Origin of the sequence: Paenibacillus sp. FSL L8-0435 (genome assembly GCF_037965655.1) — a bacterium.
In the GTDB taxonomy this organism is placed as follows: domain Bacteria; phylum Bacillota; class Bacilli; order Paenibacillales; family Paenibacillaceae; genus Paenibacillus.
This window is the reverse complement of sequence record NZ_CP150185.1, coordinates 6841182-6864415: the sequence shown is the minus strand read 5'-3', so window position 1 is coordinate 6864415 and position 23234 is coordinate 6841182. Positions and strand designations below refer to the sequence as shown.

The window sequence follows — 23234 nt, the reverse complement described above, 5'->3', positions numbered from 1 at the left end:
GTTCATTCTGAGAATGAACGTCCTCTTTAGGTGATCCGGCTGAATAGTAAGCAGAACGTAAGCGCTAATTAGAGGGATATTATGCCTTCATTATGCCTTGTTAACTCCAAACATTATTTACGAGAAGCACGTGTGCGGGACACCTCATCGAAGTAGAAGGAACGTTTTCCACGGGAGAAGAGTACGGTCAAGACATGAACACAAAGCACGGCGTAGACTAACATATAGATACCGAATGTCCCCAAGGAGATCCACATTTGATAAGGCTGAAGCATAACATCCTGATGACCTGAAAAGGCATATTCGTTGACCAAGCGAATGATCGTAACTAGCAGCCATGGAACATAGAGTGCGGCAAATCTTTTGAATAATGATTCACTGGTAGGTGTGCCGGTCTGACGATCCACATAGCGGAATCGCAAGATAGCCGAGCCTGGAGTTACCCCATTTCGCACCCAAGGTATGAAGAACAGCACAATGACCATAGCAATGGATGTACTTAGCGCATCACTGATCACATCAGACGCTGTAAAGATGGAGATTAGATTCGAAAGGAAGACAACAACGACTCCATCAATAATTAACGCGAGCAATTGAGGCATAACATACACCTGGTTTTCCTCCACGATCTGTTCGCTCTTCGCCTGAATGCTTGCACGTGATGGGAATAAAGCAAGCAGGATGGGCGCTGTGAAGAATCCAATGACTGCTCCCGAAGTATTCAATAACAGATCATCCACATCGAACAGGCGGTAAGGACAATTATAATACCCGTAAAATCCGGTGATTTGAGTGATCTCGAAGAATAAGGAAAGCCCGAATCCACCAACCAGGGCGTACTTCCAGAATGATCTCTTTTGAAAAAAATAACGGATATATACACCCAGCGGCATGAGAAGCAGGACGTTAAATAGAACTTGCAGAAAAGCTCTGCCCTGAATCATACTGAGATAGCTGGAAGGCTGAGACCATACAATGGGTGTTTCCTTCATGATGTCTTTGACAAAAGTGAATGCAACCAGATTGTAGTAGATCGTGTCAGCAGCTTGCTGCGCACAGGTATCTCGCGTAGTCGGAAACGGGAGAATGACGAGGCAATAGGCGGCCAGAATATAAAAGATAAACGAAAAGCTGATGCCAAACCGTGACCAGCTGAAGAAACCGTCTTTACGATATCCGTAGATCAACCATGGCACCAGCAAGAACATGGCGGCAACGACAAAGATAAAAAAAGCCGTTTGCACAGGGAAAACATATGAGGACATGAGCAGGAACTCCTTTGGTATTAAATATAATAACAATTCATAGAGATATTAAAATTCATGTAAATGTAGTGCGTATCTATTAGTTACATCATAAGCAGTTACCCTTAAAGTGAGGGAGGCATGAACCTTAAATTTGGTTTAAATCCATCCATGCAGTGACCAAGCGTATGGAATATACCTTCGATATCCCGTATACTTGCGGGAAAGCCAATCGTAGAATGGAGAGTTTAATACATATGTCTAATTTGCCTAACTGCCCGAAATGTAATTCTGAGTACACGTACGAGGATGGTAACCTGTTGGTTTGCCCGGAGTGTGCGCATGAATGGTCTTTGGAAGCAGACAATGAGAATGCAGAGGATGCAAAAGTAATCCGTGATGCCAACGGAAATGTGCTAAGTGATGGCGATACCGTTACCGTCATTAAAGATCTGAAGGTAAAAGGTAGCTCACTCGTGGTTAAACAGGGCACGAAGGTGAAGAATATTCGCCTGATTGATGGGGATCATGATATTGATTGCAAGATCGACAGCTTGGGTGCAATGAAGTTGAAGTCTGAGTTTGTGAAAAAGATATAAGTTCGAGAAACGTTCAGTTCCGCATTCAATGGGAATTGAACGTTTTTTGTTTGACAGGAAATATTTAGTAGATATATACTGGTTGGAATTTAATTTTGAACATGGTTAGGTGGTCTACATATTAGAAAAGGCAGGTGTCAGAGCGATGAAGAGAGATCACATTATTAAATATTATTCCGGGTTTGATGAGTGGGGGAGACTGGAGCGGGAACCGATTGAATTCATCATTAACATGCATTACATCAGGGGACATCTCCCCACTGCTGGTTGTATTCTGGATAATGGCGCAGGACCAGGAAAGTATGCCATGGAGCTTGCGAAATTGGGGTACCAGGTCACTTTATCGGATCTGACACCTTCCTCGGTGGATACTGCGAGGCAAAAGGCTGAGGAGTTTAGTTTGACACAGCAATTCGATGGATTCCATGTTCTCGATGCGACTTCGCTCTCCGGTATGGCTGACGAGACGTACGATGCGTCCCTCATGCTGGGGCCGTTATATCATCTGCAGACAGACGAAGAGCGCACGGCTGCTGTACAGGAGTTGTACCGTGTGACCAAGCGAGGAGGCGTGGTGTTTGTAGCCATGCAGAGCCGTATGCGCATGAGTATCAATTCGCTGCAATCCCCGCAGCACTGGAAACCGAATGATAACATGGCAGCAATCCATTCTTTTGTGGAAGAGGGTATATTCGATCATCAGGATCAAGGACGATTTACGGGAGCATACTATTTTAATATTCAGGACGTTACACCCTTCATGGAGCAACATGGATTTGAAACCATTGATTTAATTGGTTCATCCAGCCTTAGAGCGATGCTTACGGACGAGCAGCAGCAATACTGGAAAGAGCGTGGCGAGTATGATGAACTCATGCACTATATGATTGAAGCCGCCAAAGACCCTTCCATATTGGGAATCTCGTCTCATCTGCTGTACATCGGGAGGAAGAAATAAACATAAATGTGCCCTCTGGAAACAGAGGGTACTTGTGTTTTTCACCAAAATAGTTCAATATTAAGATATATAACAAAAGGTGATCTACTTACAATAGGTTAGATGAACAACGGATCGCTTCATACCAGGGAGGAACAGACAATGGAAATCGGAATTAGTACATTCGTGGAGACGAACCCGGATGTAAAAACAGGAGAACTTATCAGTCATGCGCAGCGTATTCGCGATGTTGTTGAAGAGATTGTTTTGGCAGATCAGGTGGGTCTTGATGTATATGGCGTGGGAGAACATCATCGTGCCGACTACGCCGCTTCATCACCAGCTGTCATTCTGGCGGCCGCAGCTTCACAGACCAAGAATATTCGCTTGACGAGTGCGGTTACGGTGCTGTCATCGCATGATCCGGTACGGGTATATCAAGATTTCGCGACATTAGATGGCATTTCGAACGGACGTGCAGAGATTATGGCTGGGCGGGGATCATTTATCGAATCGTTCCCACTGTTCGGCTATGATCTGAACGACTACGATGAGTTATTCGACGAGAAACTGGATTTGCTGCTCAAGCTGCGTGATTCGGAAAAAGTAACCTGGGAAGGCAAACACCGCCCTTCCTTTAACAATCTGGGCATCTACCCGCGCCCGGTACAGGAAAAACTTCCGGTATGGATTGGCAGTGGCGGTAATCAGGAATCCGTTGTTCGTGCAGGACTGCTCGGTTTGCCACTGGTGCTTGCCATTATCGGTGGCCGTCCGGTGCAATTCGCACCACTGGTGGAACTGTACAAGAAAGCAGCAGCACATGCAGGACATGATGCTTCCAAGCTGACCGTTGCTTCTCACTCTCACGGCTTCATTGCCGATACAACAGACGAAGCTGTGGAGAAATTCTTCCCGCCAGCGCAAGCGGTCATGAACATACTGGGCCGTGAACGTGGATGGGGACATTACAGCCGTGCAACATTTGATGCAGCGCGTAGCCTAGAGGGTGCTTTGTACGTGGGTGATGTGGAGACGGTAGCTCAGAAAATTATTTACCTGCGCAAAGAAGTTGGGATTACACGCTTCATGTTGCACACCCCCCTCGGCACCATGCCGCACAACGAGGTCATGAGAGCGATCGAACTGCTGGGTAAAGAAGTTGCTCCAATTGTGCGCAAAGAAATTGCACGTTGGGAAGCTGAGAACGAAGAGGCACGTTAATCGACTGAAACCGTTACGGAACTAGATAAAGTCAACCCAATAAAGGAGCATGCCCTAGGCGTATTACGCCAATGGGTCTGCTCCTTTTTCGTTTATCGTCTAAAAGCATCTAAAACAGCGCAGATCTAATGCTTATCCATTTGCAGATGTACTCACAAGGGAGTGTATAACCATGGACAACGTATGACCATAGAGGGTTTTGGCAGCTTCTTCGCTCTCAATATGGCCTCCCAAATACAGATGAATAACACCGTGTAAGGGAGCCCAGATCATTCGTACCGCAAGCAGGGGATCTTGCACCTGAAGCATTCCTTGTTCAATCGCTATCTCCACCAAAGCAGATACTTGCTTCAGTGCAGTTGCTGTTCCCTGCAAGGTCTCTCCATCTGGTTTGAATTCGGAAAAAGATCCTCCAAACATCAGCTGATAGAAGCTGGATTGAGAAATGCCGAAGTCCCAGTAGACATAGGCCAGATCACGGAAATATTGTTCGAACGATTCCTGACGGGGTATAGTTTCAAATCGCTGGGCCATAAGGGAACATCCCTCTAAATATAAATGCTTGGCCAACCCTTCTTTTTTGCCAAAAAGATTATATATGATCTTGGTGGAGCACTCCATGCGTTCAGCTACACGGCGTACCGTGACGGCCTCTGGTCCATGCTCTTGCAGTAAAGCAGCAGCAGCATGCACAATATTTTGCCGCAGATTATCCGAGTGCTGGAGTCTGGCTTCCTGAAAGGTTGTTACCGTATGTGCAGATTCTGTGGAACCCGAATTAAGATTCTTCATTGATTTCATCCTCGTAACCGTATTGTTGTTGAACAGAAACTACGTTTCCTTTTCTTAAGGTCATTCTACTGTTTTACGCCGGATGACGTCAATTTAATCCGAATTTAGTAAGTAAGCACCACGGTCTAGATTCAAATTTATCAAATGTAATTGACAGCATCATGGAATTTGGTTACGATGATTCTATAAGGAAACAATGTTTCCTAGTGAAAACTAGTGTTTAAATTATGCATAGAGGATGGATGAGAGATGATAAAGGAACAGCATCAATGGGTACTTATTACAGGTGCTTCTTCAGGTATTGGGGAAGTTTTTGCACTCGAAATGGCTTCCAAGGGTAAAAATATTGTGCTGGTGGCCAGAACAGAATCCAAACTGAATCAATTGGCAGAACGTATAGAACGTGCATATCGAGTAAGGGCTGAGGTGATCGTATCGGATTTGTCTCAAGTCGATGCACCTCAGAGGGTATATGAGGAATGTCAGAATCGGGGAATACACATCGATATGCTGATCAACAATGCGGGATTTGCTACCCATGGATGTTTTGAACAGGTGGATGGTTCCCGGCAGCAGGAGGAAGTTATGTTGAACGTGCTCGCCTTGACAAACATGACACATCTTTTCTTGCCAGGCATGTTACAGAAGAAAAATGGTGCTGTCATTAATGTGTCTTCGACGGCTGCCTTTCAACCTGATCCGTATATGGCTGTGTATGGAGCAACGAAGGCATTTGTACTTTCTTTTACAGAGGCATTATACGAAGAAAACAGGAAGCGTGGCGTTCAGTTTTTGGCACTATGCCCAGGTTCAACCGAGACTTCGTTCTTTGATGTAGTGGGTGCTGATGAAGCCTCGGTGGGTAAACGTGATACCCCTGAGCATGTCGTGGCGGTGGCCATGAGTGCACTCGAATCAGGCAAACCTTATGCTGTACCGGGGGCCGGCAATTACTGGACAGCGCAGTTCACCCGCCTCGTGCCACGCAAGTTGATGTTGCGAATCGTAGGAAGTATGCTCCGTCCACGTTCCAAGGATGGTAAAGCAGAAAAAGTACAAGCCTGATTAGTGATATAGGGTAAAAGCTTTAGGCCAAAATGCCTTTGGCCCGAGCTTCCTTTATCCAACCTGGAAATTCAGTGAGGAGACGATCGTACAATTCTTCATCGCTGATCTTGGAGATGTCGTCGAGAGCAAAAAAGTCAGCATTATCGATGAAACGTCCAGTCATGTCATCGAGTTTCTCCAGAATACCGTAATTGGCTTGTCCCAGGCCAACAAATTGCCAGAATAGGTTTTTGGTTGAGCTTTCGGTAATAAGCCGCATGATCTTCCCTTTTTGACTAACTCCACCATCGCTAAAAAAGATAATATACGTTGGAATCTTCACATCGGGTTCCTCGATCGTATATTTGCGAATGACATCCTGCATCACAGGAGGTTCGTTATTGGTACCCCCTTTGCTACCCAGCGTATATGTGCGTTCAATATAATTCTCGAAATCCCTGGCGGTGACGCTAGGTGCACGCAAGAAGTCTTTGGCGAAGAACCAGACGTCCAACTCTCCGTTATCATCAAACGCTGATGCAATCGCCAGAATACGCTCGAAGGCTTCTTGCACGATGCCTTTGCGATACAGATGGTACATGGAGCCTGATGCATCAAATACGACAGCAACACGTGCCTGTATGGGTTCGATCTTTTTCTTTTGCAGAGACAGGGTTACTTTACGCTTGAGGAGATCGATCTTGGTCAGGTTAAGCGGTGCATGATTCGTGTTTGGTGCAGCATCAGGTACCAAGACTTCTGGAGAGGCGGCTGCCACTTCAGCACGTGCCGTGAGAAGAATCTGTTCGGCTTCCGAGGTGTCGTTACTCTCAATTTCAACACCGAATGACTCTGCCAGCGGCTGCAATCCACCAAAGAAACCTCGTCCAATCGCACGAACTTTGAACCCGTCACGATACTTATAGATTTCAATGAGAATAAGAGCTGTTTCCGCAGTGACCTGCCTGATCTCATAGGTGATCTGCTGGGAACCCGCTTGTACAATCGCCTGACATGCCTGAACATCGGCGAATGTGCCTCCCGCATCCAGAGTAGCCGTAAACACACATTTTTCCACAGGGGCCTGCCGTAATTGATTTGTATCCAGTACAAAAGAGGATTTCAGTTCCTCTGCCTGTTGCAAAAGCACACTTTGATGGGGATCGGCATTCTGATTATAAAATACAAAATAGTCGTCAGATGGGACCTTTCCCTCTTCGTTCACCATAAAGCAGCTAACATCCAAGGGAGAAGGAGATGATGTACATTGAATGGTTACCTGAAGTTGGATGGATTCGTTGATACTGATATTCTGGCCTGTGTTTAAGTGAATGAACGAATCTGTCATAATCGGATGCCTCTCTTCTCCAATATAATGGTTGAAAATGTACAGTAACAAGATCGATTCTGAGACAAATGTTTCCATAAGTCAATCGTTTACCCGATGTTCTTACGTCTGCTCAGACTCGTACTTTTCCCGATGCTCCTTCTTCATCTTCACATAGTCTGGATCCGTCTTCGCAATCTCCCATTGTGCTTTGAATATAGCTGCGGCTTCTGCCTTCACCTTATCATTCTGATAGGGCAAGATAGAGCCATCCTCCTTCGAGTATTTGCGTCCTCCTTTGTGATTTGTATACCGTCTGGCCCGTGTATAACCCATCTGGAGAAATTTGCGAGCCATATCCATACCCACGAAATCCCCCTTTTTCTTATACTTCAAAAATAGCTCATAGATTTTCTCCGATGACTCTGTCGCAATCTCTGGTGTTTTGAATCGCCAGTGTGGCAGAATCTCGCCCTTGTATGGCTCAACCATGAGAACACCCTGCTCACCCCGGCCTACGGTGTACAGCTCAGGATGTTTGCGCAGATCCAACTCATCATAATTGAGACTGTAATCAAATTTTTTCATGTATACACCCTCCTTGATAGGGATTACCCCGATTCTGAACCAACAAGCACGGTTAATGGGGAACAATAGAAGGAATTACACAGGAGGGGTAGCGGTATGGGAATGTCCGGCAGATATCTTGTGGTAACAAAGGAGATAGTTGAATCCATTAAGTCAGGTGAGATCAGTGTGCATGATTGTGCAGTTGATCTGGATATTGATAAAACGTGGCAGATGCTTCAATTCACGCTGAACGGTAACTTGGTAGAAGGGGAGCCGCCCCTGGGATATGTGGTGCCTCTCGCAGGTGAGCAATACGTGGGAAACTATTCGGACATGGATCTGTTTTTGCTTAGTAACGAACAGGTGCTGGAAGCCTACATGGCATTGGAGCAGCTCACACCGGAAGAATTAAAGGAGCGGTATAGTCTGGACCAAATGATCGCTGAAGGCGTCTATCCTGTCATGGAAGATTGGGACGCGGAAGAGACATTTCAGGAGATCGTTCAGACTGTGGATGATGTCCAGGCCTTGTTTCAGGCCACGGCTGCAAGTGGGAATGTGATCATCTTTTATGTTTTCTAAGTGAGCATTGAAATTATGATGGAAAATGTCATGCCGATATTGAGGCAGGTTTGAACTACGCCTATTCGGGTTATTGATAGACACAAGGCTCAGGCCTTGATGACATGACAATCCGGTAGAAGAGAGGGAATGCGATATGACACAGGATCAGAACGAAGAGAACAAAGCGATTCAAGAGGACGAGCCGGATCAATTCGAGACTCCCGCAACTGCGGAAGATGAAGAAACGGATGAGAAGCTCGCAGAAGATCAGGAGCAAGAATAACTCCCAGTATTGCATAATGAAGCAGGATGTTTTATCGAATCTTACGATATGCTGAAATATAGATAGACCAGAGGTCGGACATGTTCCGGCCTTTTGGTTTATTTTTTTGCGTATCCGTTTACAAGAATTACCTATACCTTCATAATGGAAATGAACCATATTTTTCTAAGGAGGAGTTCATATTAAGAATCGGAAGTTAGTCCAATGGATGGCAGTGCCACTTGTATTATTAATGGTTGTTCTTACAGGATGTCAGGCTGTGGGTGGAGTAGACGTTGGCAAAGCAATGGCCAATGGCGCGAGTATCAAGTCCGGTGAATCCAGACAATCCATGAATATAAACATAGAACCGGCTAAGGAATTTGCTACAGAGAAAGACCTTGAAATGATCGAACTTATTAACTCCATATCCCTGGATATTGATCAAGCCAAAATGAAAGATGCGAAGACAGCATCGATCAAAGGTACACTGAGCATGGAGGGAGCGAAGTTACCTTTCCACCTGTCCATGAATGAGTCCCAATTGGTGATTGATCTGGACGGAGCCCAGAAACCGCTGTACATATCTCTGGATACGTTCCAGGATGCACAAGCGCTTCCAATGGTGGATACGAAGGCTCTGGAGAAACAACTCGAGGAACTTTCCCCGAAACTGTTCTCTTTTGTTCTGAAACATCTGTCCAATCCGAAGAACATCTCCGTAACACCGGTACAGGAATCCGTGAATGGCGAAGCGCTTAGCCTCTCCAAGCTGCATCTGGAAGTTAGTGGTGAAGAGATGCTTGCCATGGTTAAACCGTTCCTGACGAGTATTTCTAAAGATGAGCAAGGACTGAAAGACCTGATTGGCGATCTGTATGATGTGTTCTACCCTGTACTTGAAGCTGTGAATGAGGTTGAAGGCGGGGGAGATGAAACGCTGAATTCGATCGTTCCTGAATCGAAAGATGAAGCTGTTGCGTCACTATATGCCATCATCAAAGTAGGACTGGACAGTATGCTGGTCAATTACGATCAGGAGCTGAACAACCTGTTGAATGAGACCCCTGAATTTAAAACGGTCTTTGGCACAGATACCAAACTGAAATTGGATTTTTATCTCGACAGCAAGCTTGATGTTCGCAAGCAAAACTTTGAACTGAAAGTAGCGCTGCCTGCTTCTGAGGATCTGCCGGTGAACTCTGTAACCGTAAGTGGAGACAGTGAACAGTGGAATATCGGTGGCACAGTTGCAGTTGATGAAGTGGATGTATCGGGCGGCGTTATGGATCTGATGAAGGATGATATTACGCCTGGACAGATGCTGCGCAATTTTGATTCCAATTCACTGGCATACCAATTGCTGAAAGATGAAGCTGGAATCACGAGTAAAAGTGTAGTGCTCTTCCCGGATGATGAATACGCTGGAGCGATCACCGTTAAGAATACAACATTTGTTCCGCTTCGCTACGTGTCTGAGGAATTGGATGCGGAAGTGAAATGGACCAAAGGCTCAAACCAAATCGTTGTCATTGATGACATCACTGGTGATGAGATTGTCCTGACCGTAGGTTCCAAGAAGGCAACCGTTGCTGGTAAAGAAGTAACCATGGTGGAATCCGCCTATGTAGGCAAGGACGGCAAGACGTATGTGCCGCTGCGCTTTGTGGCTGAATCCCTTGGAGCTACTGTAGATAAGGAACAAGAAACAGGCTGGATTTACATTGACCGTCCTTAATTGCTTGAAGTAACAAGTAAAGTACAAAGACCCGACATAGATATATCAAAGAACGCCCTTTTCTGGCCATTTTGCCGGGGGCGTTCTTTTTCATGTAATCGAGATAACATATCATCCGCAGTTTAGGTGTGCTGTAGAATCTGCGGCTTTTTGCTGAATCCGGTACTCCCGGCTGTAAAGCCCATCTGACGATAGAATTCATGTGCAGCTTCACGTTCAGGGCGATTACCACTGTTCAGAGACAGGGAGTCCACGTCATGCGTGGCGGCCCATTGTTCGGCTTCCAGAATGAGCTGACGGCCGATGCCTGAGCCCCTGAACTGGTCGTGAACAACCAATGCCATGATACGGCAGTGTCTTCCGTTCTTTTCATACAGATAAGACGTCTGTAATCCGATCAGTCCAACTACACGTCCGCGTGCTTCAGCAACCAGTGTGGTGAAGTTAGCATCTGCAGCAATGTGGGTATAGCGCTCCTCCATCTCGGCGTACGTGGTGGGATAACCAAGTTGGTCCATCAGAATGACCATATCTTGCAGATCTGTAGTGGAGCTATGTCTAATCGTCACATCCAGGCTCATAATGTTATATCCTCCTTGGGTCTTTCCTTCAATGAAAGTTCAATAATGGTATCCAGCAACTCTGCAAAAGAAATGCCTGCAGCGGCTGCACTTTTGGGCAGCAGACTGTTACGGGTAAGACCCGGCAGCGTGTTTACTTCAAGCACATAAGGCAAACCTTCGCGAATCATCATATCCACGCGCGCGTAGACGCTGCATTTCAGCACCTGATAACAGGCAAGTGCCGCGGCTTCCACACGATGGTGAAGATCCGCAGGCAATTGCACAACCTGCTCATCTGCTCCGTGGTCATCGTATTTGGAAGAATAATCGAAAAACTCGGCGTTCGAACGAATGGAGATCACCGGCAGCATCTTACCATCCAGAATGGCACAGGTAATCTCCTCACCTTCGATATACTGTTCAATCATGACTGTATCATCCCAGGCGAGGGCAGCCTCCACAGCAGCGGGCAGGGCGGCAGCCTCTTTCACTACTTGGGTACCGATGCTGGAACCGCCTGAATTGGGTTTGACCACCACGGGGTACGTTAATTGTTGAACAGCAGTTGAGGACAGTTCCTCGATATGACTCACTCGTAGCCACTCTCCGGTAAGCACACCTGCATGCTGCATAAGTTGTTTGGACATGTCTTTATCCATGCATACACTGCTCGCCAGCACACCACAACCTGTGTAGGGAATACCCAGAGATTCCAATGTGCCTTGGACCGTACCGTCTTCGCCGTATTTGCCATGCAGGGCAAGCAGTGCCACATCGATCCCCGCTGACTTGTCGATTAGATCGCGCTTGGTATTCAGCTCAATGGGTACAACCTCGTATTTGTCTCTATTCAGGTTTGCAATCATCTCCTGTCCGGTCAGCAGGGAAATATCCCGCTCTGAAGATGTACCGCCCATAATCACTCCAACTTTCATGTGAAATCCTCCTTATCTCATTTGAGCTGCTGTCTCGCCAATGATGCGAATGCCTTTACGTATATTTTCATCGCTGACTCTGGAGAAACCCAGGCGCATCGTGTTTACACCCTGACCGGGTTCCAGATAAAAGGTATCCCCTGGTGTGAACGTCACACCTTTCACTTTACAGGCCGCCAGCAGTTCACGGGTTCTGTATTCGGACGGGAACTGCACGAACAGATGCAGACCACCCGCACCGGAGATCCGGCACATTGGCAGATGCTGCTTCAGGCAACGCACAACCAATTCATATTTTCGCTTATACTCCGTCCGAGCTCTCTTCAAATATTTCTCGAAATTACCGTTGCTCAGATATTGATACAATAACGATTGGTCCAGCGTGGAGGTATGGATGCTGCGTGCCCGTTTCATACTCTCCAGATAATCAATCAGCGCCGCATCCGCAATAATCCAACCTACCCGCAGGCCTGGGAACAGGACTTTGGAGAAGCTGCCCAGATACACCAGTCCATTGCCTTTGCCCATGCTGGCGATCAGGGGAGATACGTGGGAACCGGAATAGCGCAACTCTTCGTTGAATCCATCCTCAATGATGGGTACTTGATACTTGTTCATCAACCGGATGATCTCTACCCGTTTTGCAGGGGACGTCACAATCCCGGTTGGATTGTGATAGGATGGCACGAGATACGCCAGATCATATGGACTTGCCTCAAGTTCATGTTCCAGTTGCTTCAAGTCCAAGCCATCTGGCTCCATGTTCACACCGGTCAGGTGAAACTGGTGCAGCTTCAGATTTTTGATCGCCGTGTGGTGCGTTGGATTCTCGCAGAGCGCTTTTCCGCTTTTTTTGCGCAACGCTCCAAGCACCAGATCGAAACCTTCCGTGAATCCGTTGGTGATCAGAATGTCCTTGCCACGGAGGTCAACACCTTTGTTCTCCATATATCGTAGTAAATAGTTCATCAGCGGTCTGTATCCCTGCGCATATCCGTAATTCAGCAGTACTTCGCCTTCAAGTGACATGCGATCCAGAAAAGCCCGTTTCACGTTGTGCAGATCAAACAGCTTTTCATCCGGTGCTATGCTGGTAAACGATATCTCGCCGCGCTCTGCTCCGGAGCCATGCTTCATCAGATCGTACTGCTCTGCCTGAATTGCATATTCACTTACCTCTGTCTTCCAGTCCAGTTCCCAGCTCGCTGCTGCCTCAGGTGTTTCGATGGAGGCACTGACGTAATTGCCCTTGCCTTTGACTGCGTAGATCAAGCCTTCATCTTCAAGCTCGGCATAAGCGAGCAGGACTGTGCTGCGGCTAACCTTCATGAGTGTACTGAGTTCACGGGTCGAGGGCAGTTTTTGTTTGGCTTGCAGGCCGCCTTTGAGCATCAATCGCTTCATATAATCTTTGACTTGTATATATACAGGGCGGTCCTCCGTCAGTTGCAGATCGGAATACATCCCATCACTCCCTCTACTGGTATCTTGCCATATTATAAACCCAGCAGAAAGAACCACGATACCTCTGTTTCCCTGAGCGTGTGGTTGGTTGTTCGCACAAACGCAAAAAAGCCCTGGCAGTATGCCGGGCCTGGTGGTGAAACTTGATCCATTTTCTATAGTACTGCTGCTATAATTTCTACAGTTGTATTGCATGACTAGTCTCTCTAGGATCGATAGCTATCTGACCTTCTACGTGTGTCTATTAACTTCAGTACGACTATAATTGCAGGCTTTCTAGGTGATACTAAAAATCTACAGTGAATCATGAATCTAGGTCTTCCTAGGTTTGCTTGCTGCAAGGGGTCGATTAGATGATGAATCTACAATCTATAAACTAGGGTTCTTGCTAACTGTACTCTTGTCGTGATCACATAACAGAATTCAGCATGAAAAAGATATTCAATCATAGGGTACAATAGACGGAGGTAGATATAAAGACGTATGTCTCAGTGCCCAATTTCTTCCTCATACCCCTATAGTACCACTTTGAATCAGGGAAGTTAACCTTTTTTTTGAAATATTTGTCGTAATAGCGAAAATTGCGTGAATTGTACTTCATATAGAATGAAATGGTGTCCCTTTATAATATGTGATAAGATCTAAACCTATAGATAATGAGGAAGTGAGCCTATTGATTAATATTACTGTGCCAACACCGGATGTAACCATCACAAAGCAGGTTGATCCACAGCTTAGTCACATTTATGGATTTACTGATTTTCACCTGATTACCCGGGAACTAGGCGGGATTTTCATGTTTTACAATGCCGCTGGAGAGTTGTTATTTGTCGGTAAAGCACGAAAATTAAGACCCCGCATCAAAAAGCATTTTGAAGACACCGTATCACCAATCAAGAATCACCGCGAGGAAGTAACGAAGATTGAAGTATGCCTGGTTGAAGATCCGGTAGATCGTGAAATTTACGAGACGTATATCATCAACACGATGCGTGCGAAATACAATGTAGATAAAGTGTTGTACAAATAAGACGCTTAAAAAGCACATGAACATGCAATGTCTGGGACATATGTCCTAAGTGTTGCGCCAGGGGGTAAGGATGTAATCGAAGGATTGCATCCGATTCCTTCTGGTGCCATTCCGATCTTTTCGAGGGAGTAGCTTGTAGAATTTGAAACGTAGTAAGCCCAAGCCTAGTATCACAGATATACCAAATACATATGAAGAGGTGATTGTGTTGATCGGTCGTAGCGGTAACCCTACACTTAAAGACAGCACGTTTGAAAACAGAGGATATGGAGAAGATCGGTATCAGAATTACATGACGATCAACGGCACGGTGAACAAAGCGTTTATTACGCTGGTGATCCTGCTGGGCAGTGCATTTGCAACCTGGATGATGTTCTTTAACGGACAACAAGTGATGCCGCTTGCTTATGGCGGATTAATCGTTGGTTTTATCCTGGCGCTTGTGATTTCGTTCAAACCTGTAGCGGCACCTTATCTCGTACCTGTCTATGCCGTGGCAGAAGGCCTGTTCCTTGGAGCACTCTCCGCAACCTATGAGTCCCTGTATAACGGAATTACCTTGCAGGCGGCTCTGTTGACCATGGCTGTATTCATCGCTCTGCTGGTGGCATACAAAACCAGATTGATCAAAGCTACGGAGAACTTCAAGCTTGGGGTCGTGGCTGCAACTGGCGGTATCATGATCATGTATCTGCTGAGCTTTGTACTGGGTTTCTTCGGAATTACAATCCCTTATCTGCATGATAACAGCTTGATCGGCATCGGTATTTCGGTCGTTATCGTCATTGTGGCTGCCCTCAATCTGGTCCTTGATTTCGACTTCATTGAAGGTGGTGCTGAACGTGGTGCACCCAAGTACATGGAGTGGTACGGTGCATTTGGATTGATGGTTACACTGGTATGGCTGTACATTGAGATCATCCGATTGCTTGGCAAATTGCGGAGCCGGGACTAGTCCTATTCAATACGTCAGATAGAAGTTAAACTGAGTGTGGATTTAAAGCTAAAAAGCTAACGCGTGATACTCACGTCGTTAGCTTTTTTGATTAACCTTAACAGGATATTATTAATGGCGGCCTCTTACATAACTCAACTGATTCCAACTCGTTGAAGGCCCAACCAGCCACACACTAAACCAAATCCGTATATAGATCCTCCAAGGTTACGATTTCCGGCTTGCTCGGCAGCTCTTCCCCGGCTGAACAGGCTGCGAGCATATGCTGATTATCGAGTCGCTGACTGAGAAAGAGATATGTCCCGGCCTGTTTGCAATGCCAATCTTCCCGCTCATCAGGTAGGATGGCGAAGGAGTCCAGTGGTATGGACAACCCCATACCCACTGCCTTGATATAACTTTCCTTCAGCGTCCATAGACGGTAGAAGGTTTCCAGCCGACGATCGTCAGGCTTGGCAGCCAAGAACTGGCTCTCCTTAGGAGAGAAGAAACGCTCTGCAATCTGCATGTCAATTGGAGCTATTTTTTCCACATCCACGCCCAGTTCATCTGTACCGCCGGAGATCAGAGCAATCCAATCACCAGAATGGGAGACGTTGAATGGTACATCCGAATGGTGACTGAGCGAAGGTTTGCCGTAGGAATTACGGGTAAAAGAAAGATCAGCAGGTCTCAGTCCAGTTAACTTGCTCAAAGTCACACGAGTCAATATCTCTCCCAGCACGGAGCGATACGCGTCAGCCTGACGCACAAAACGCGAAGCCTGAGCACGTCGCTCGGCAGAAACTTGCGACAAAAAGTGGTTCCAGCACGCCTCGGGCAATACTTCTGGAACTTGGAGCACACGAATAGTTATCATCATTTATCACCTGAATACGTATTCGGCGTGGATCAATAACTTTCCTTTATATGGAATGGACCCTCAACTCTTCCTCCTAATCATCATGCTTCTTGCGCTTGTTTCCATTCCATATGTGCAGCCTGCACTCGCTCCCACATATCCTGGCATTCCAGTTCGCTGTAATTCACCAAGGGTTCATGGAATATTTCAGTTAATACGTTACGCCACTCGGTATAATTCCGGATCTCCGTTTTCTGAATTCCTTTCATATCATGTGTTCGGAGCATACATCCACGTAGTTCATGACTGCGGTTCTCATCCCGCTGACGAAGTAAAAATACGTTATGCCAAGGTGATTCTGCCGCCTGACTGTAGAATTCATGTTTGGGAATGAACTCCCCCAGATCGTGGACTACCTCGGGAGCATAGTCAACTCCTTCACTCGGACCATTCGGCTCGTACTCAAGCCGCCATCCCTCAGCAGCAACAGATGATGGCATTAACTGATACGTAAACGGAGCTGAACCATAGGTTCCATAACGAAGTGGTAGAGGTTCAAAGGGCATTCCGCCCAGACCTACATCTACAATCCAGCGCTCAACTGTCGGGTCAGCATCCGGCAGAAGCACAGACAGACCGAGATGGAATGAGTTCACACGGGGTTGTTGCTCATGAGGCTGTACTCCCCCGCGATGCCAATTAACCGTATAACCCAGCGAGCGGAGAAGAACACTAAATGCACCATTTAGATGAAAGCAGTAGCCGCTGCGTCCCTGTAATATAAGTTGAATCGATTCTTGAAGACTGATTCCCGTAGGACGACCTGCAAAAATATCGACCGTTTGCCAGGATAAATATTGTACATGTGCTCGCTGGAGTTCAAATAAGAACTCCAGTGTAGGTTCCTTTATATCATCCATGCCAATCCGTTTCAGATAGGCTTGTATTTCAGCTGTATTCAATAGTTCAATCATCCAGATCACCTCACGTCATATAGTGGGCTGCAGGCGATGATTATAAAACGTCTGCTGCCCTGAGTTCATTGTAAAAGTCAACGGGTGAAAACAACATAATCAGTTGAGCAGATTGTAACGGTACAATTATTGAACAAAGCCTTGAAATTCATCTCAAGAGATGGACATGGTTCTGATGTCATTGAAATAAAATATATGGATGGGCTATTTCTTTTTCCGGGGTATGCTAACCCTTTGGAGTGGATATAGGTTAGAATATAGATAGATAGCAGGATTAGGAGATGGAAAAATGGCTAATGATGAAGTGATTTTGACACAGGAAGGCTTGGAAAAGCTGGAGGACGAACTGAAGGATTTGAAGACGGTGAAGCGTAAGGAACTGGCAGCTCGTCTTAAACTCGCGATCAGTTACGGTGACCTGAAGGAAAATAGTGAGTATCATTCAGCCAAAGATGATCAGGCCTTTATGGAGACACGGATTTTGATTCTGGAGAAGATGTTGACAAAAGCAAGAGTCATCTCTTCAGACAATATAGACTCCAACAAAGTGAGCATTGGATCAACGGTGTTACTTAATGACATTGAGTTCGCCGAGAAGATTGAATATAAAGTGGTTGGTCCTGCCGAGGCCGATGTTGCGGATAATAAAATTTCGTACGAGAGCCCACTGGGCAAGGAATTGATGGGCAAAGAAGTGGGCAGCGTCATTCATGTCAATGCTCCGATGGGCGTTATCAAGTACGAGTTACTTCAAATTAAAGTGTAATTCAAAAAGAGAGGTGTTCCGCAGTCATCCAATTGGCTGAAGGGACATCTCTTTTTGATTCTATTGGGCTTTGAACGGTTGGGAATACGGATTTGTTGAAATTTCATACGGTTGGACTTACGGACTTTATCACATACTGTGTTTAAGGAACTTATGAGCTGAAGATTTCCGTGTGTTTTATATGTAAAAAAATAACATTTCGACAAATTTCGAATTTCGAATGACCTGACAAGGTGAGTAGTATATAATTACGGGAAAACTTTAAAGTGATGGAGTAGATACGATGAATTTTAGTAAGCCTAATCTCGATCAAGACAACACTGGCAAAGGTGAGCGCTTCTCTCGCGCCGGATTCATTCTGGCAGCCATTGGTAGTTCGGTTGGTCTGGGTAACATGTGGAAATTCCCGTACATTACGGGGGAGAACGGAGGAGCTGCGTTTTTCCTGCTCTTCATCGTTTGTTTGCTGCTGATTGGTCTGCCGGTACTGCTCGCAGAACTTGCGATTGGTCGTAGCGGCAGAGGAAGTGCTGCAACTGCTTTTATCAAAGCAGGCGGACATAAAGGCTGGCTCGCAGCCGGTTTGCTGCAAGTACTGACACCTTTTATCATCCTTTCTTTTTATGTCATTATTGCAGGCTGGACCTTGCAATATGCGATTACGTCCTTCAGTGGAACATTGTTTAACAATCCGGATTATGCGGGACAATTCAATTCCTTTGTAGGCGGTTATATGCCAATCGTGTGGCAACTGGTCTCGGTACTTATCGTAGGCTGGATTGTAGCCAAAGGGGTATCCAACGGGATTGAGAAGTTTAACAAAGTGTTAATTCCCGCCATGCTGGTGTTGCTCATTGTTTTGATGATCCGGGCCGTAACGTTACCTGGTGCAGGAGCAGGGGTTTCCTTTTTCCTGAATCCTGATTTCTCACAACTTACAACGGAGTCAGCATTGGTGGCGCTCGGACATGCCTTCTTCTCGCTGTCACTCGGTATGGGTATTCTAATAACCTATGGTTCGTATGTGGACAAAAATCAATCACTCGGAGCGGCCACCATCGCTGTTGGGGCGGGGGACCTGCTCTATGCATTCATTGCCGGCCTGATCATCTTCCCAACGACATTCTCGTTTGGTATTGCACCGGACCAAGGACCGTCACTCATCTTTATAGCACTTCCGGCAGCCTTCTCGGCGATGCCGCTTGGCTTCCTGTTTGGCGGACTCTTCTTCATCCTGCTCGCTATTGCCGCATTAACTTCGGGAGTATCCTTGCTGGAAGTTCCGGTGAAATATTTCATGGAACGTCTGTCCTGGAGCCGCAGTCGTGCAGTATGGGTGATATCACTCGCAGTCTTCATCGTGGGACTTCCTTCAGTATTGTCGCTCGGCTTGCTGCCTGAATGGACCATTGGATCGAAGAGTGTGTTCGACTGGATGGACTTTGTAGCATCCAACATCCTGCTGCCTGTGGGTGGATTGCTTGTGACGATTTTTGCCGGATACTTCTGGAAAACGGCTGCGGAAGCTTCAGGACTGCGTTCCGGATGGTTCCGGGTATGGTTGTTCATGCTTCGTTACGTGGCACCGATCCTGGTTCTGCTGGTTCTACTGCACACTTCCGGTATCATTCACTTCTAAACTGAAGACCAGATAGGTATAAATGTTGTCTGTTGTGCAGATTTGCCATAGATAAAACCTCTTGGAAGAAATGCTAAAGCCCTTGTTTTCCCGCTTCAATTTTGGGACAATACGGAGTAGAGGTTTTTTGGGTAGGACCGATAAGCCATAGCTTTTTAGCGAAAAGAGGATTATACAATGAACAAGTCATCCATATATGGATTAACATTAGAGCAATTACGTTCCTGGCTGCCGGAGCATGGGCAGAAGAAATCCCGTGCATCCCGGATCTGGGAATGGTTATATCAAGAGCGTGTACATGATTTTCCTGCGATGTCTGATGTCCGTCAGGAATGTCTGGATGTACTCTCCGAGCATTTCACAATGAACTCTCTGAGCGAACATGTGAAGCAGGAATCAGCAGATGGTACCGTGAAATTTCTGCTTCGGATGCAGGATGGCAACCTGATTGAGACGGTATTGATGCGGCAAAAATACGGGCTTACCGTTTGTGTGACCACACAAGTGGGCTGTAATATTGGTTGTAGCTTCTGTGCGAGCGGTCTGATCAAGAAGAGCCGAGACCTGACCGCTGGAGAGATTGTGGAACAGATTATGCATGTGCAGCGACATCTGGATGCAGCGGGTCAAGACGAACGGGTAACCAACGTGGTTGTGATGGGTATTGGTGAACCATTTGATAACTTCCAGCACATGAGTGATTTCATCGAGGTCATTAAAGATCGCAAAGGACTGGCACTTGCCGCCAAACGGATTACTGTATCCACGAGTGGCCTTCCGGACAAAATCAAGGAATTTGCGGACAGCAGTCTGCAGGTTAATCTGGCGATCTCTCTGCATGCACCGAATAATGAACTGCGCACACACATCATGAAGATCAACCGGGCTTTCCCGATTGAGCAATTGATGGATGCGGTGGATTATTATTTGGCTACAACGAACAAACGTATCATGTTTGAGTACATCCTGCTGCGTGATGTTAACGATCAACGTGAGCATGCCGCGGAGTTGGCTGAACTGTTGTCCAGTCGCAGAAGTATGGTCAGTGTGAATCTGATCCCATACAACCCGGTGGATGAGCACAGTCAGTATCAACGGAGTACAGAAGAATCGATTCTGGGCTTCTATGATACACTCAAAAAGAACAACATCAACTCGACTGTACGTATGGAACACGGTACCGATATCGATGCCGCCTGCGGACAGTTGCGTAGTAAACAAATGAAGAACAACGCTGCCGAATCCGAGCCAGACCGTCTGGCAATGGGGTAAGGCACAGCACGGAGCTGGCAAGTAAGTAGAATGCATGGTTATTATAATCAGTGCCTATACTTTGTACGTGCCATTTACCGTTGTTGAGTCACTCATGAATGCGTTGCTTGAATGCAAAACGCCTCTGAATATCACTGAGAAGTGATAACGGAGGCGTTTTTTGGAATGTCATTATTTCAGTTTTTTGGTCATGAGCAGATGGGGAATGCCGTCTTCCATAAATACTTCCGACGCGGGTGCATATCCAAGACGTTCGTAGAACCCGGAAGCTTGTACCTGTGCGTGCAGCTTGGCTTTCTCAAGACCTTCAGCAACAGCCATCTGCTCCAGCTTGTCGATCAGCACACGGCCCAGGCCGTGTTTACGGTAATCGAGCATGACACAGATCCGTTCCAATTTGGCGACCTGTTCCACAATGCGCAGTCTGGAGGAAGCAGCAGGTACTCCGTCTACGTAGAGCAGAATGTGGCGCGCCTCCGCGTCTAATGTATCATAAGCATCGAATTCATCCGCTGCGGGTACGCCTTGTTCTTCAACAAAAATAGCGGTGCGAATGGCGAAGCAGGCATCGAGCAATTCCTGATTATTAACTTCAACAATCGTTGTATTCATGAATGTTTCTCCTTTGGGTGATCGTAATGTTATCCTGACGTGATAAACTGGTACATAACAGGAATGTGGAACGAATCTCGTTCTTTTCAACAGTAGTTATACCATCAATTATGTTGCGATTGCAACAATTTTATAGGGGCGTGAGTGTGTTGACTGAGAAAAAAGAAGTGCTGCGTGAAATTGGTATGATTGCCCGCTGTCTGGATTCAATCAGTAACGTCGAGTTTCAGCATCTGAACCTGTCCCGTGGACAATATCTATATCTGTATCGAATCTGTGAGAATCCGGGCATTATTCCGAATCAGCTTGCTGAACTGATCAAAGTGGATCGCACGACGGCGGCCAGAGCTATTAGCAAACTCGAATCCGATGGATTCATTATTAAACAGCCAGCAATGGGTAATAAGAAGAATAAAGTGTTATATCCCACTGAAGCTGGGCTTGAAGCATGGGAATTCATTCGTAAAGAGGGCTTGCATTCGGATCAGGTGACTCTGGATGGTCTGACGGAGGAAGAGATCGAGACAGCGGTCATGCTTCTCCGTCGAATGCGCCATAATATCGAGGTGGACTGGAAATTTGTCAAAAAGGGTGGACGACGATCCTACATGGATATTTCGGAATGAACAGAGGAACGATCCTTGACCCCTCCATCCCAGACTCTAGCCGAACCTATCCAAAGGAGAAGAGCCATTATGACAGAGCAGCATCAGTACAGGAGGGAGTCATGAAACGGCTATACCGGAAAAGGCTAACGTGGTGGATCATATTGGCAGTCAGTATCACGGCAGCATTAATTATTTTTGAGAAGGAGCGGTTCGTGATGAATGAATCATCCCCTACGGTATCCTTTGTTCAAGATCATATGACTAATCCCAATGGTACAATTGCGACTTATTTGCAAGATGCTACCTCAGAGAGAGCGGACATCGTAGCAGGCAGAGAGGCTTTATCTGAATCACTTGGTCTTTGGATGCAATATGCTGTAGCCAAGAATGATCAGGTGTTATTCGAGGAAAGCTATGACCTGCTGACCACCTATTTCCTCATGCCGCAAAAATATATAGCTTGGAAGCTGGATGCCGAAGGTGAATCTCAAGTGACTACCAACGCGCTTGGCGATGATTTTCGAATTGTCGGTGCTTTATTAAAGGCAGCAGATCAATGGAAACAAGGAAGAGAAGCCAAGCTGGAAACGGCTTCGGAAATATCCCGTACACTTTCGCAATCGGTTCGGAATAAAGGATATTATGTGGATTTTCACGATTTTGCGAGTGGTCACTCCACAGATACATTAAGCCTGGTTTATGTTGATCTCCCGTCTCTTCAATTGATGGAAAAACATCAGATGGTGGAACCGGGAACCTATGCTAAGTACGAAGCTTTGCTGAAGAAGATGCCTGACGATGGATTGTTCTATCCGAAGACCTTCGATGTGGTCCATAAAAAATATACGTATGATGATACGGTGAATCTGATCGACCAGTTGATTGTGGCGAATCATCTAACCGTGACCGACCGCAAACCGGACAAGCTCATTTCTTTTTTGAAAAAGGAGTTCAACACCCGGCATCAGCTGCCCGGACAGTATAAGCGAGAATCACGTACACCTGCCGTCTCTTATGAATCTTCCTCGGTATATGGCCTCGCCATCTTACTCGCTGTTCGTTCAGGTGATCCAAAATGGGCCAAACAGTTGTATAACCATATGACTACGTTGCGTGGTAAGGACACTCGTTATCCAGGTGGATATGTATTTGACGGTAACACACATCTGTTTGATAATCTTTTTCCTTTATTGGGAGAAGTCAATTTACAGAAAAATATTAAAAAGTAAGGATTTTGTCATTTAATGAATTCTGCAATGTGTTAGCATATC

24 protein-coding genes are annotated in these 23234 nt (G+C 46.2%); 14 read left to right on the top strand and 10 right to left on the bottom strand.

The window, feature by feature from the left end:
* Positions 1 to 113: 113 nt before the first annotated feature.
* Positions 114 to 1265 (bottom strand): VanZ family protein, encoded by a 1152-nt coding sequence (locus NST33_RS30365; RefSeq protein WP_221820056.1) that lies wholly within the window; start codon positions 1263 to 1265, stop codon positions 114 to 116.
* A 236-nt stretch (positions 1266 to 1501) separates the two neighbouring features.
* On the opposite strand from NST33_RS30365, the gene NST33_RS30360 reads away from it, so the two are divergent.
* The 3 genes from NST33_RS30360 to NST33_RS30350 all read left to right on the top strand — a co-directional run bounded on the left by NST33_RS30360 (position 1502) and on the right by NST33_RS30350 (position 4004).
* Positions 1502 to 1843 (top strand): zinc ribbon domain-containing protein YjdM, encoded by a 342-nt coding sequence (locus NST33_RS30360; RefSeq protein ID WP_169482263.1) that lies wholly within the window; start codon positions 1502 to 1504, stop codon positions 1841 to 1843.
* Between the two features lie 145 nt (positions 1844 to 1988).
* A complete protein-coding gene (locus tag NST33_RS30355) occupies positions 1989 to 2801 on the top strand; it encodes a class I SAM-dependent methyltransferase (RefSeq protein ID WP_339306213.1) in 813 nt (270 codons plus the stop codon).
* 141 nt (positions 2802 to 2942) lie between these two features.
* Positions 2943 to 4004: an LLM class flavin-dependent oxidoreductase gene (locus NST33_RS30350; RefSeq protein WP_036612299.1), complete on the top strand. Its 1062-nt coding sequence runs from the start codon at positions 2943 to 2945 to the stop codon at positions 4002 to 4004.
* Between the two features lie 132 nt (positions 4005 to 4136).
* Here the strand turns inward: NST33_RS30350 and NST33_RS30345 are convergent, their stop codons facing one another.
* Positions 4137 to 4796, bottom strand: a complete 660-nt coding sequence (locus NST33_RS30345) for a TetR/AcrR family transcriptional regulator (RefSeq protein ID WP_339306210.1) — start codon at positions 4794 to 4796, stop codon at positions 4137 to 4139.
* Positions 4797 to 5045: 249 nt separating this feature from the next.
* Here NST33_RS30345 and NST33_RS30340 point away from each other — a divergent pair, with 249 nt between their 5' ends.
* Positions 5046 to 5861: an SDR family oxidoreductase gene (locus NST33_RS30340; RefSeq protein WP_339306208.1), complete on the top strand. Its 816-nt coding sequence runs from the start codon at positions 5046 to 5048 to the stop codon at positions 5859 to 5861.
* 22 nt (positions 5862 to 5883) lie between these two features.
* On the opposite strand, the gene NST33_RS30335 is transcribed toward NST33_RS30340, so the two are convergent.
* Both NST33_RS30335 and NST33_RS30330 read right to left on the bottom strand, forming a co-directional pair.
* A complete protein-coding gene (locus NST33_RS30335; protein WP_339306206.1) occupies positions 5884 to 7191 on the bottom strand; it encodes a VWA domain-containing protein in 1308 nt (435 codons plus the stop codon).
* 102 nt (positions 7192 to 7293) lie between these two features.
* Positions 7294 to 7758 (bottom strand): DUF4385 domain-containing protein, encoded by a 465-nt coding sequence (locus tag NST33_RS30330; RefSeq protein WP_221820051.1) that lies wholly within the window; start codon positions 7756 to 7758, stop codon positions 7294 to 7296.
* 96 nt (positions 7759 to 7854) lie between these two features.
* Between NST33_RS30330 and NST33_RS30325 the strand changes: the two genes are divergently transcribed.
* The 3 genes from NST33_RS30325 (at position 7855) to NST33_RS30315 (ending at position 10304) form a co-directional block, all read left to right on the top strand.
* Positions 7855 to 8322 carry a YfbM family protein gene (locus NST33_RS30325; RefSeq protein WP_339306204.1) on the top strand — a complete coding sequence of 156 codons (468 nt, stop codon included), beginning with the start codon at positions 7855 to 7857 and terminating at the stop codon, positions 8320 to 8322.
* A gap of 136 nt (positions 8323 to 8458) precedes the next feature.
* Positions 8459 to 8587: a hypothetical protein gene (locus tag NST33_RS30320; protein ID WP_017691584.1), complete on the top strand. Its 129-nt coding sequence runs from the start codon at positions 8459 to 8461 to the stop codon at positions 8585 to 8587.
* Positions 8588 to 8795: 208 nt separating this feature from the next.
* The gene (locus tag NST33_RS30315) at positions 8796 to 10304 is read left to right on the top strand and encodes a copper amine oxidase N-terminal domain-containing protein (protein ID WP_339306202.1); all 1509 of its coding nucleotides are present in this window, start codon (positions 8796 to 8798) and stop codon (positions 10302 to 10304) included.
* 122 nt (positions 10305 to 10426) lie between these two features.
* On the opposite strand, the gene NST33_RS30310 is transcribed toward NST33_RS30315, so the two are convergent.
* The 3 genes from NST33_RS30310 to NST33_RS30300 are packed head-to-tail and all read right to left on the bottom strand — an operon-like array spanning position 10427 to position 13266.
* The gene (locus NST33_RS30310; RefSeq protein ID WP_260632665.1) at positions 10427 to 10885 is read right to left on the bottom strand and encodes a GNAT family N-acetyltransferase; all 459 of its coding nucleotides are present in this window, start codon (positions 10883 to 10885) and stop codon (positions 10427 to 10429) included.
* Complete coding sequence (locus tag NST33_RS30305) at positions 10882 to 11802, bottom strand: D-alanine--D-alanine ligase (RefSeq protein WP_221820048.1); 921 nt, start codon at positions 11800 to 11802, stop codon at positions 10882 to 10884. The genes NST33_RS30310 and NST33_RS30305 overlap by 4 nt, the downstream gene beginning before the upstream one ends.
* Positions 11803 to 11814: 12 nt before the next feature.
* On the bottom strand, positions 11815 to 13266 hold the full coding sequence (locus NST33_RS30300; RefSeq protein WP_221820047.1) for a PLP-dependent aminotransferase family protein: 1452 nt from the start codon (positions 13264 to 13266) through the stop codon (positions 11815 to 11817).
* A 673-nt stretch (positions 13267 to 13939) separates the two neighbouring features.
* On the opposite strand from NST33_RS30300, the gene NST33_RS30295 reads away from it, so the two are divergent.
* Together NST33_RS30295 and NST33_RS30290 are read left to right on the top strand one after the other, a co-directional pair.
* On the top strand, positions 13940 to 14296 hold the full coding sequence (locus NST33_RS30295; RefSeq protein WP_076213814.1) for a nucleotide excision repair endonuclease: 357 nt from the start codon (positions 13940 to 13942) through the stop codon (positions 14294 to 14296).
* A gap of 208 nt (positions 14297 to 14504) precedes the next feature.
* Positions 14505 to 15251 (top strand): Bax inhibitor-1/YccA family protein, encoded by a 747-nt coding sequence (locus tag NST33_RS30290; protein WP_221820284.1) that lies wholly within the window; start codon positions 14505 to 14507, stop codon positions 15249 to 15251.
* A gap of 175 nt (positions 15252 to 15426) precedes the next feature.
* Here the strand turns inward: NST33_RS30290 and NST33_RS30285 are convergent, their stop codons facing one another.
* Complete coding sequence (locus tag NST33_RS30285) at positions 15427 to 16113, bottom strand: 4'-phosphopantetheinyl transferase superfamily protein (RefSeq protein WP_221820046.1); 687 nt, start codon at positions 16111 to 16113, stop codon at positions 15427 to 15429.
* Between the two features lie 80 nt (positions 16114 to 16193).
* The gene (locus NST33_RS30280; protein WP_221820045.1) at positions 16194 to 17066 is read right to left on the bottom strand and encodes an arylamine N-acetyltransferase; all 873 of its coding nucleotides are present in this window, start codon (positions 17064 to 17066) and stop codon (positions 16194 to 16196) included.
* 289 nt (positions 17067 to 17355) lie between these two features.
* On the opposite strand from NST33_RS30280, the gene greA reads away from it, so the two are divergent.
* The 3 genes from greA (at position 17356) to rlmN (ending at position 20743) form a co-directional block, all read left to right on the top strand.
* The gene (gene greA, locus NST33_RS30275; protein ID WP_221820044.1) at positions 17356 to 17832 is read left to right on the top strand and encodes a transcription elongation factor GreA; all 477 of its coding nucleotides are present in this window, start codon (positions 17356 to 17358) and stop codon (positions 17830 to 17832) included.
* A 283-nt stretch (positions 17833 to 18115) separates the two neighbouring features.
* The gene (locus tag NST33_RS30270; protein ID WP_221820043.1) at positions 18116 to 19471 is read left to right on the top strand and encodes a sodium-dependent transporter; all 1356 of its coding nucleotides are present in this window, start codon (positions 18116 to 18118) and stop codon (positions 19469 to 19471) included.
* Between the two features lie 177 nt (positions 19472 to 19648).
* Complete coding sequence (gene rlmN / locus NST33_RS30265) at positions 19649 to 20743, top strand: 23S rRNA (adenine(2503)-C(2))-methyltransferase RlmN (RefSeq protein WP_221820042.1); 1095 nt, start codon at positions 19649 to 19651, stop codon at positions 20741 to 20743.
* A 171-nt stretch (positions 20744 to 20914) separates the two neighbouring features.
* Here the strand turns inward: rlmN and NST33_RS30260 are convergent, their stop codons facing one another.
* Complete coding sequence (locus NST33_RS30260; RefSeq protein ID WP_221820041.1) at positions 20915 to 21355, bottom strand: GNAT family N-acetyltransferase; 441 nt, start codon at positions 21353 to 21355, stop codon at positions 20915 to 20917.
* Positions 21356 to 21540: 185 nt separating this feature from the next.
* On the opposite strand from NST33_RS30260, the gene NST33_RS30255 reads away from it, so the two are divergent.
* Both NST33_RS30255 and NST33_RS30250 read left to right on the top strand, forming a co-directional pair.
* A complete protein-coding gene (locus NST33_RS30255) occupies positions 21541 to 21981 on the top strand; it encodes a MarR family transcriptional regulator (RefSeq protein WP_260632681.1) in 441 nt (146 codons plus the stop codon).
* Between the two features lie 101 nt (positions 21982 to 22082).
* A complete protein-coding gene (locus tag NST33_RS30250) occupies positions 22083 to 23192 on the top strand; it encodes a glycosyl hydrolase family 8 (RefSeq protein WP_221820034.1) in 1110 nt (369 codons plus the stop codon).
* Positions 23193 to 23234: the final 42 nt, after the last annotated feature.

What these genes read in the sequence shown, in the direction of transcription:
- NST33_RS30285 (WP_221820046.1), bottom strand. Translation starts at nt 16,113, where the DNA reads ATGATGATAACTATTCGTGTGCTCCAAGTTCCAGAAGTATTGCCCGAG.
- greA (WP_221820044.1), top strand. Translation starts at nt 17,356, where the DNA reads ATGGCTAATGATGAAGTGATTTTGACACAGGAAGGCTTGGAAAAGCTG.
- NST33_RS30280 (WP_221820045.1), bottom strand. Translation starts at nt 17,066, where the DNA reads ATGATTGAACTATTGAATACAGCTGAAATACAAGCCTATCTGAAACGG.
- NST33_RS30320 (WP_017691584.1), top strand. Translation starts at nt 8,459, where the DNA reads ATGACACAGGATCAGAACGAAGAGAACAAAGCGATTCAAGAGGACGAG.
- NST33_RS30350 (WP_036612299.1), top strand. Translation starts at nt 2,943, where the DNA reads ATGGAAATCGGAATTAGTACATTCGTGGAGACGAACCCGGATGTAAAA.
- NST33_RS30255 (WP_260632681.1), top strand. Translation starts at nt 21,541, where the DNA reads ATGATTGCCCGCTGTCTGGATTCAATCAGTAACGTCGAGTTTCAGCAT.
- NST33_RS30355 (WP_339306213.1), top strand. Translation starts at nt 1,989, where the DNA reads ATGAAGAGAGATCACATTATTAAATATTATTCCGGGTTTGATGAGTGG.
- NST33_RS30310 (WP_260632665.1), bottom strand. Translation starts at nt 10,885, where the DNA reads ATGAGCCTGGATGTGACGATTAGACATAGCTCCACTACAGATCTGCAA.
- NST33_RS30330 (WP_221820051.1), bottom strand. Translation starts at nt 7,758, where the DNA reads ATGAAAAAATTTGATTACAGTCTCAATTATGATGAGTTGGATCTGCGC.
- NST33_RS30365 (WP_221820056.1), bottom strand. Translation starts at nt 1,265, where the DNA reads ATGTCCTCATATGTTTTCCCTGTGCAAACGGCTTTTTTTATCTTTGTC.
- NST33_RS30340 (WP_339306208.1), top strand. Translation starts at nt 5,046, where the DNA reads ATGATAAAGGAACAGCATCAATGGGTACTTATTACAGGTGCTTCTTCA.
- NST33_RS30260 (WP_221820041.1), bottom strand. Translation starts at nt 21,355, where the DNA reads ATGAATACAACGATTGTTGAAGTTAATAATCAGGAATTGCTCGATGCC.
- NST33_RS30305 (WP_221820048.1), bottom strand. Translation starts at nt 11,802, where the DNA reads ATGAAAGTTGGAGTGATTATGGGCGGTACATCTTCAGAGCGGGATATT.
- NST33_RS30250 (WP_221820034.1), top strand. Translation starts at nt 22,083, where the DNA reads ATGAAACGGCTATACCGGAAAAGGCTAACGTGGTGGATCATATTGGCA.
- NST33_RS30360 (WP_169482263.1), top strand. Translation starts at nt 1,502, where the DNA reads ATGTCTAATTTGCCTAACTGCCCGAAATGTAATTCTGAGTACACGTAC.
- NST33_RS30345 (WP_339306210.1), bottom strand. Translation starts at nt 4,796, where the DNA reads ATGAAGAATCTTAATTCGGGTTCCACAGAATCTGCACATACGGTAACA.
- NST33_RS30270 (WP_221820043.1), top strand. Translation starts at nt 18,116, where the DNA reads ATGAATTTTAGTAAGCCTAATCTCGATCAAGACAACACTGGCAAAGGT.
- rlmN (WP_221820042.1), top strand. Translation starts at nt 19,649, where the DNA reads ATGAACAAGTCATCCATATATGGATTAACATTAGAGCAATTACGTTCC.
- NST33_RS30300 (WP_221820047.1), bottom strand. Translation starts at nt 13,266, where the DNA reads ATGTATTCCGATCTGCAACTGACGGAGGACCGCCCTGTATATATACAA.
- NST33_RS30335 (WP_339306206.1), bottom strand. Translation starts at nt 7,191, where the DNA reads ATGACAGATTCGTTCATTCACTTAAACACAGGCCAGAATATCAGTATC.
- NST33_RS30315 (WP_339306202.1), top strand. Translation starts at nt 8,796, where the DNA reads ATGGCAGTGCCACTTGTATTATTAATGGTTGTTCTTACAGGATGTCAG.
- NST33_RS30325 (WP_339306204.1), top strand. Translation starts at nt 7,855, where the DNA reads ATGGGAATGTCCGGCAGATATCTTGTGGTAACAAAGGAGATAGTTGAA.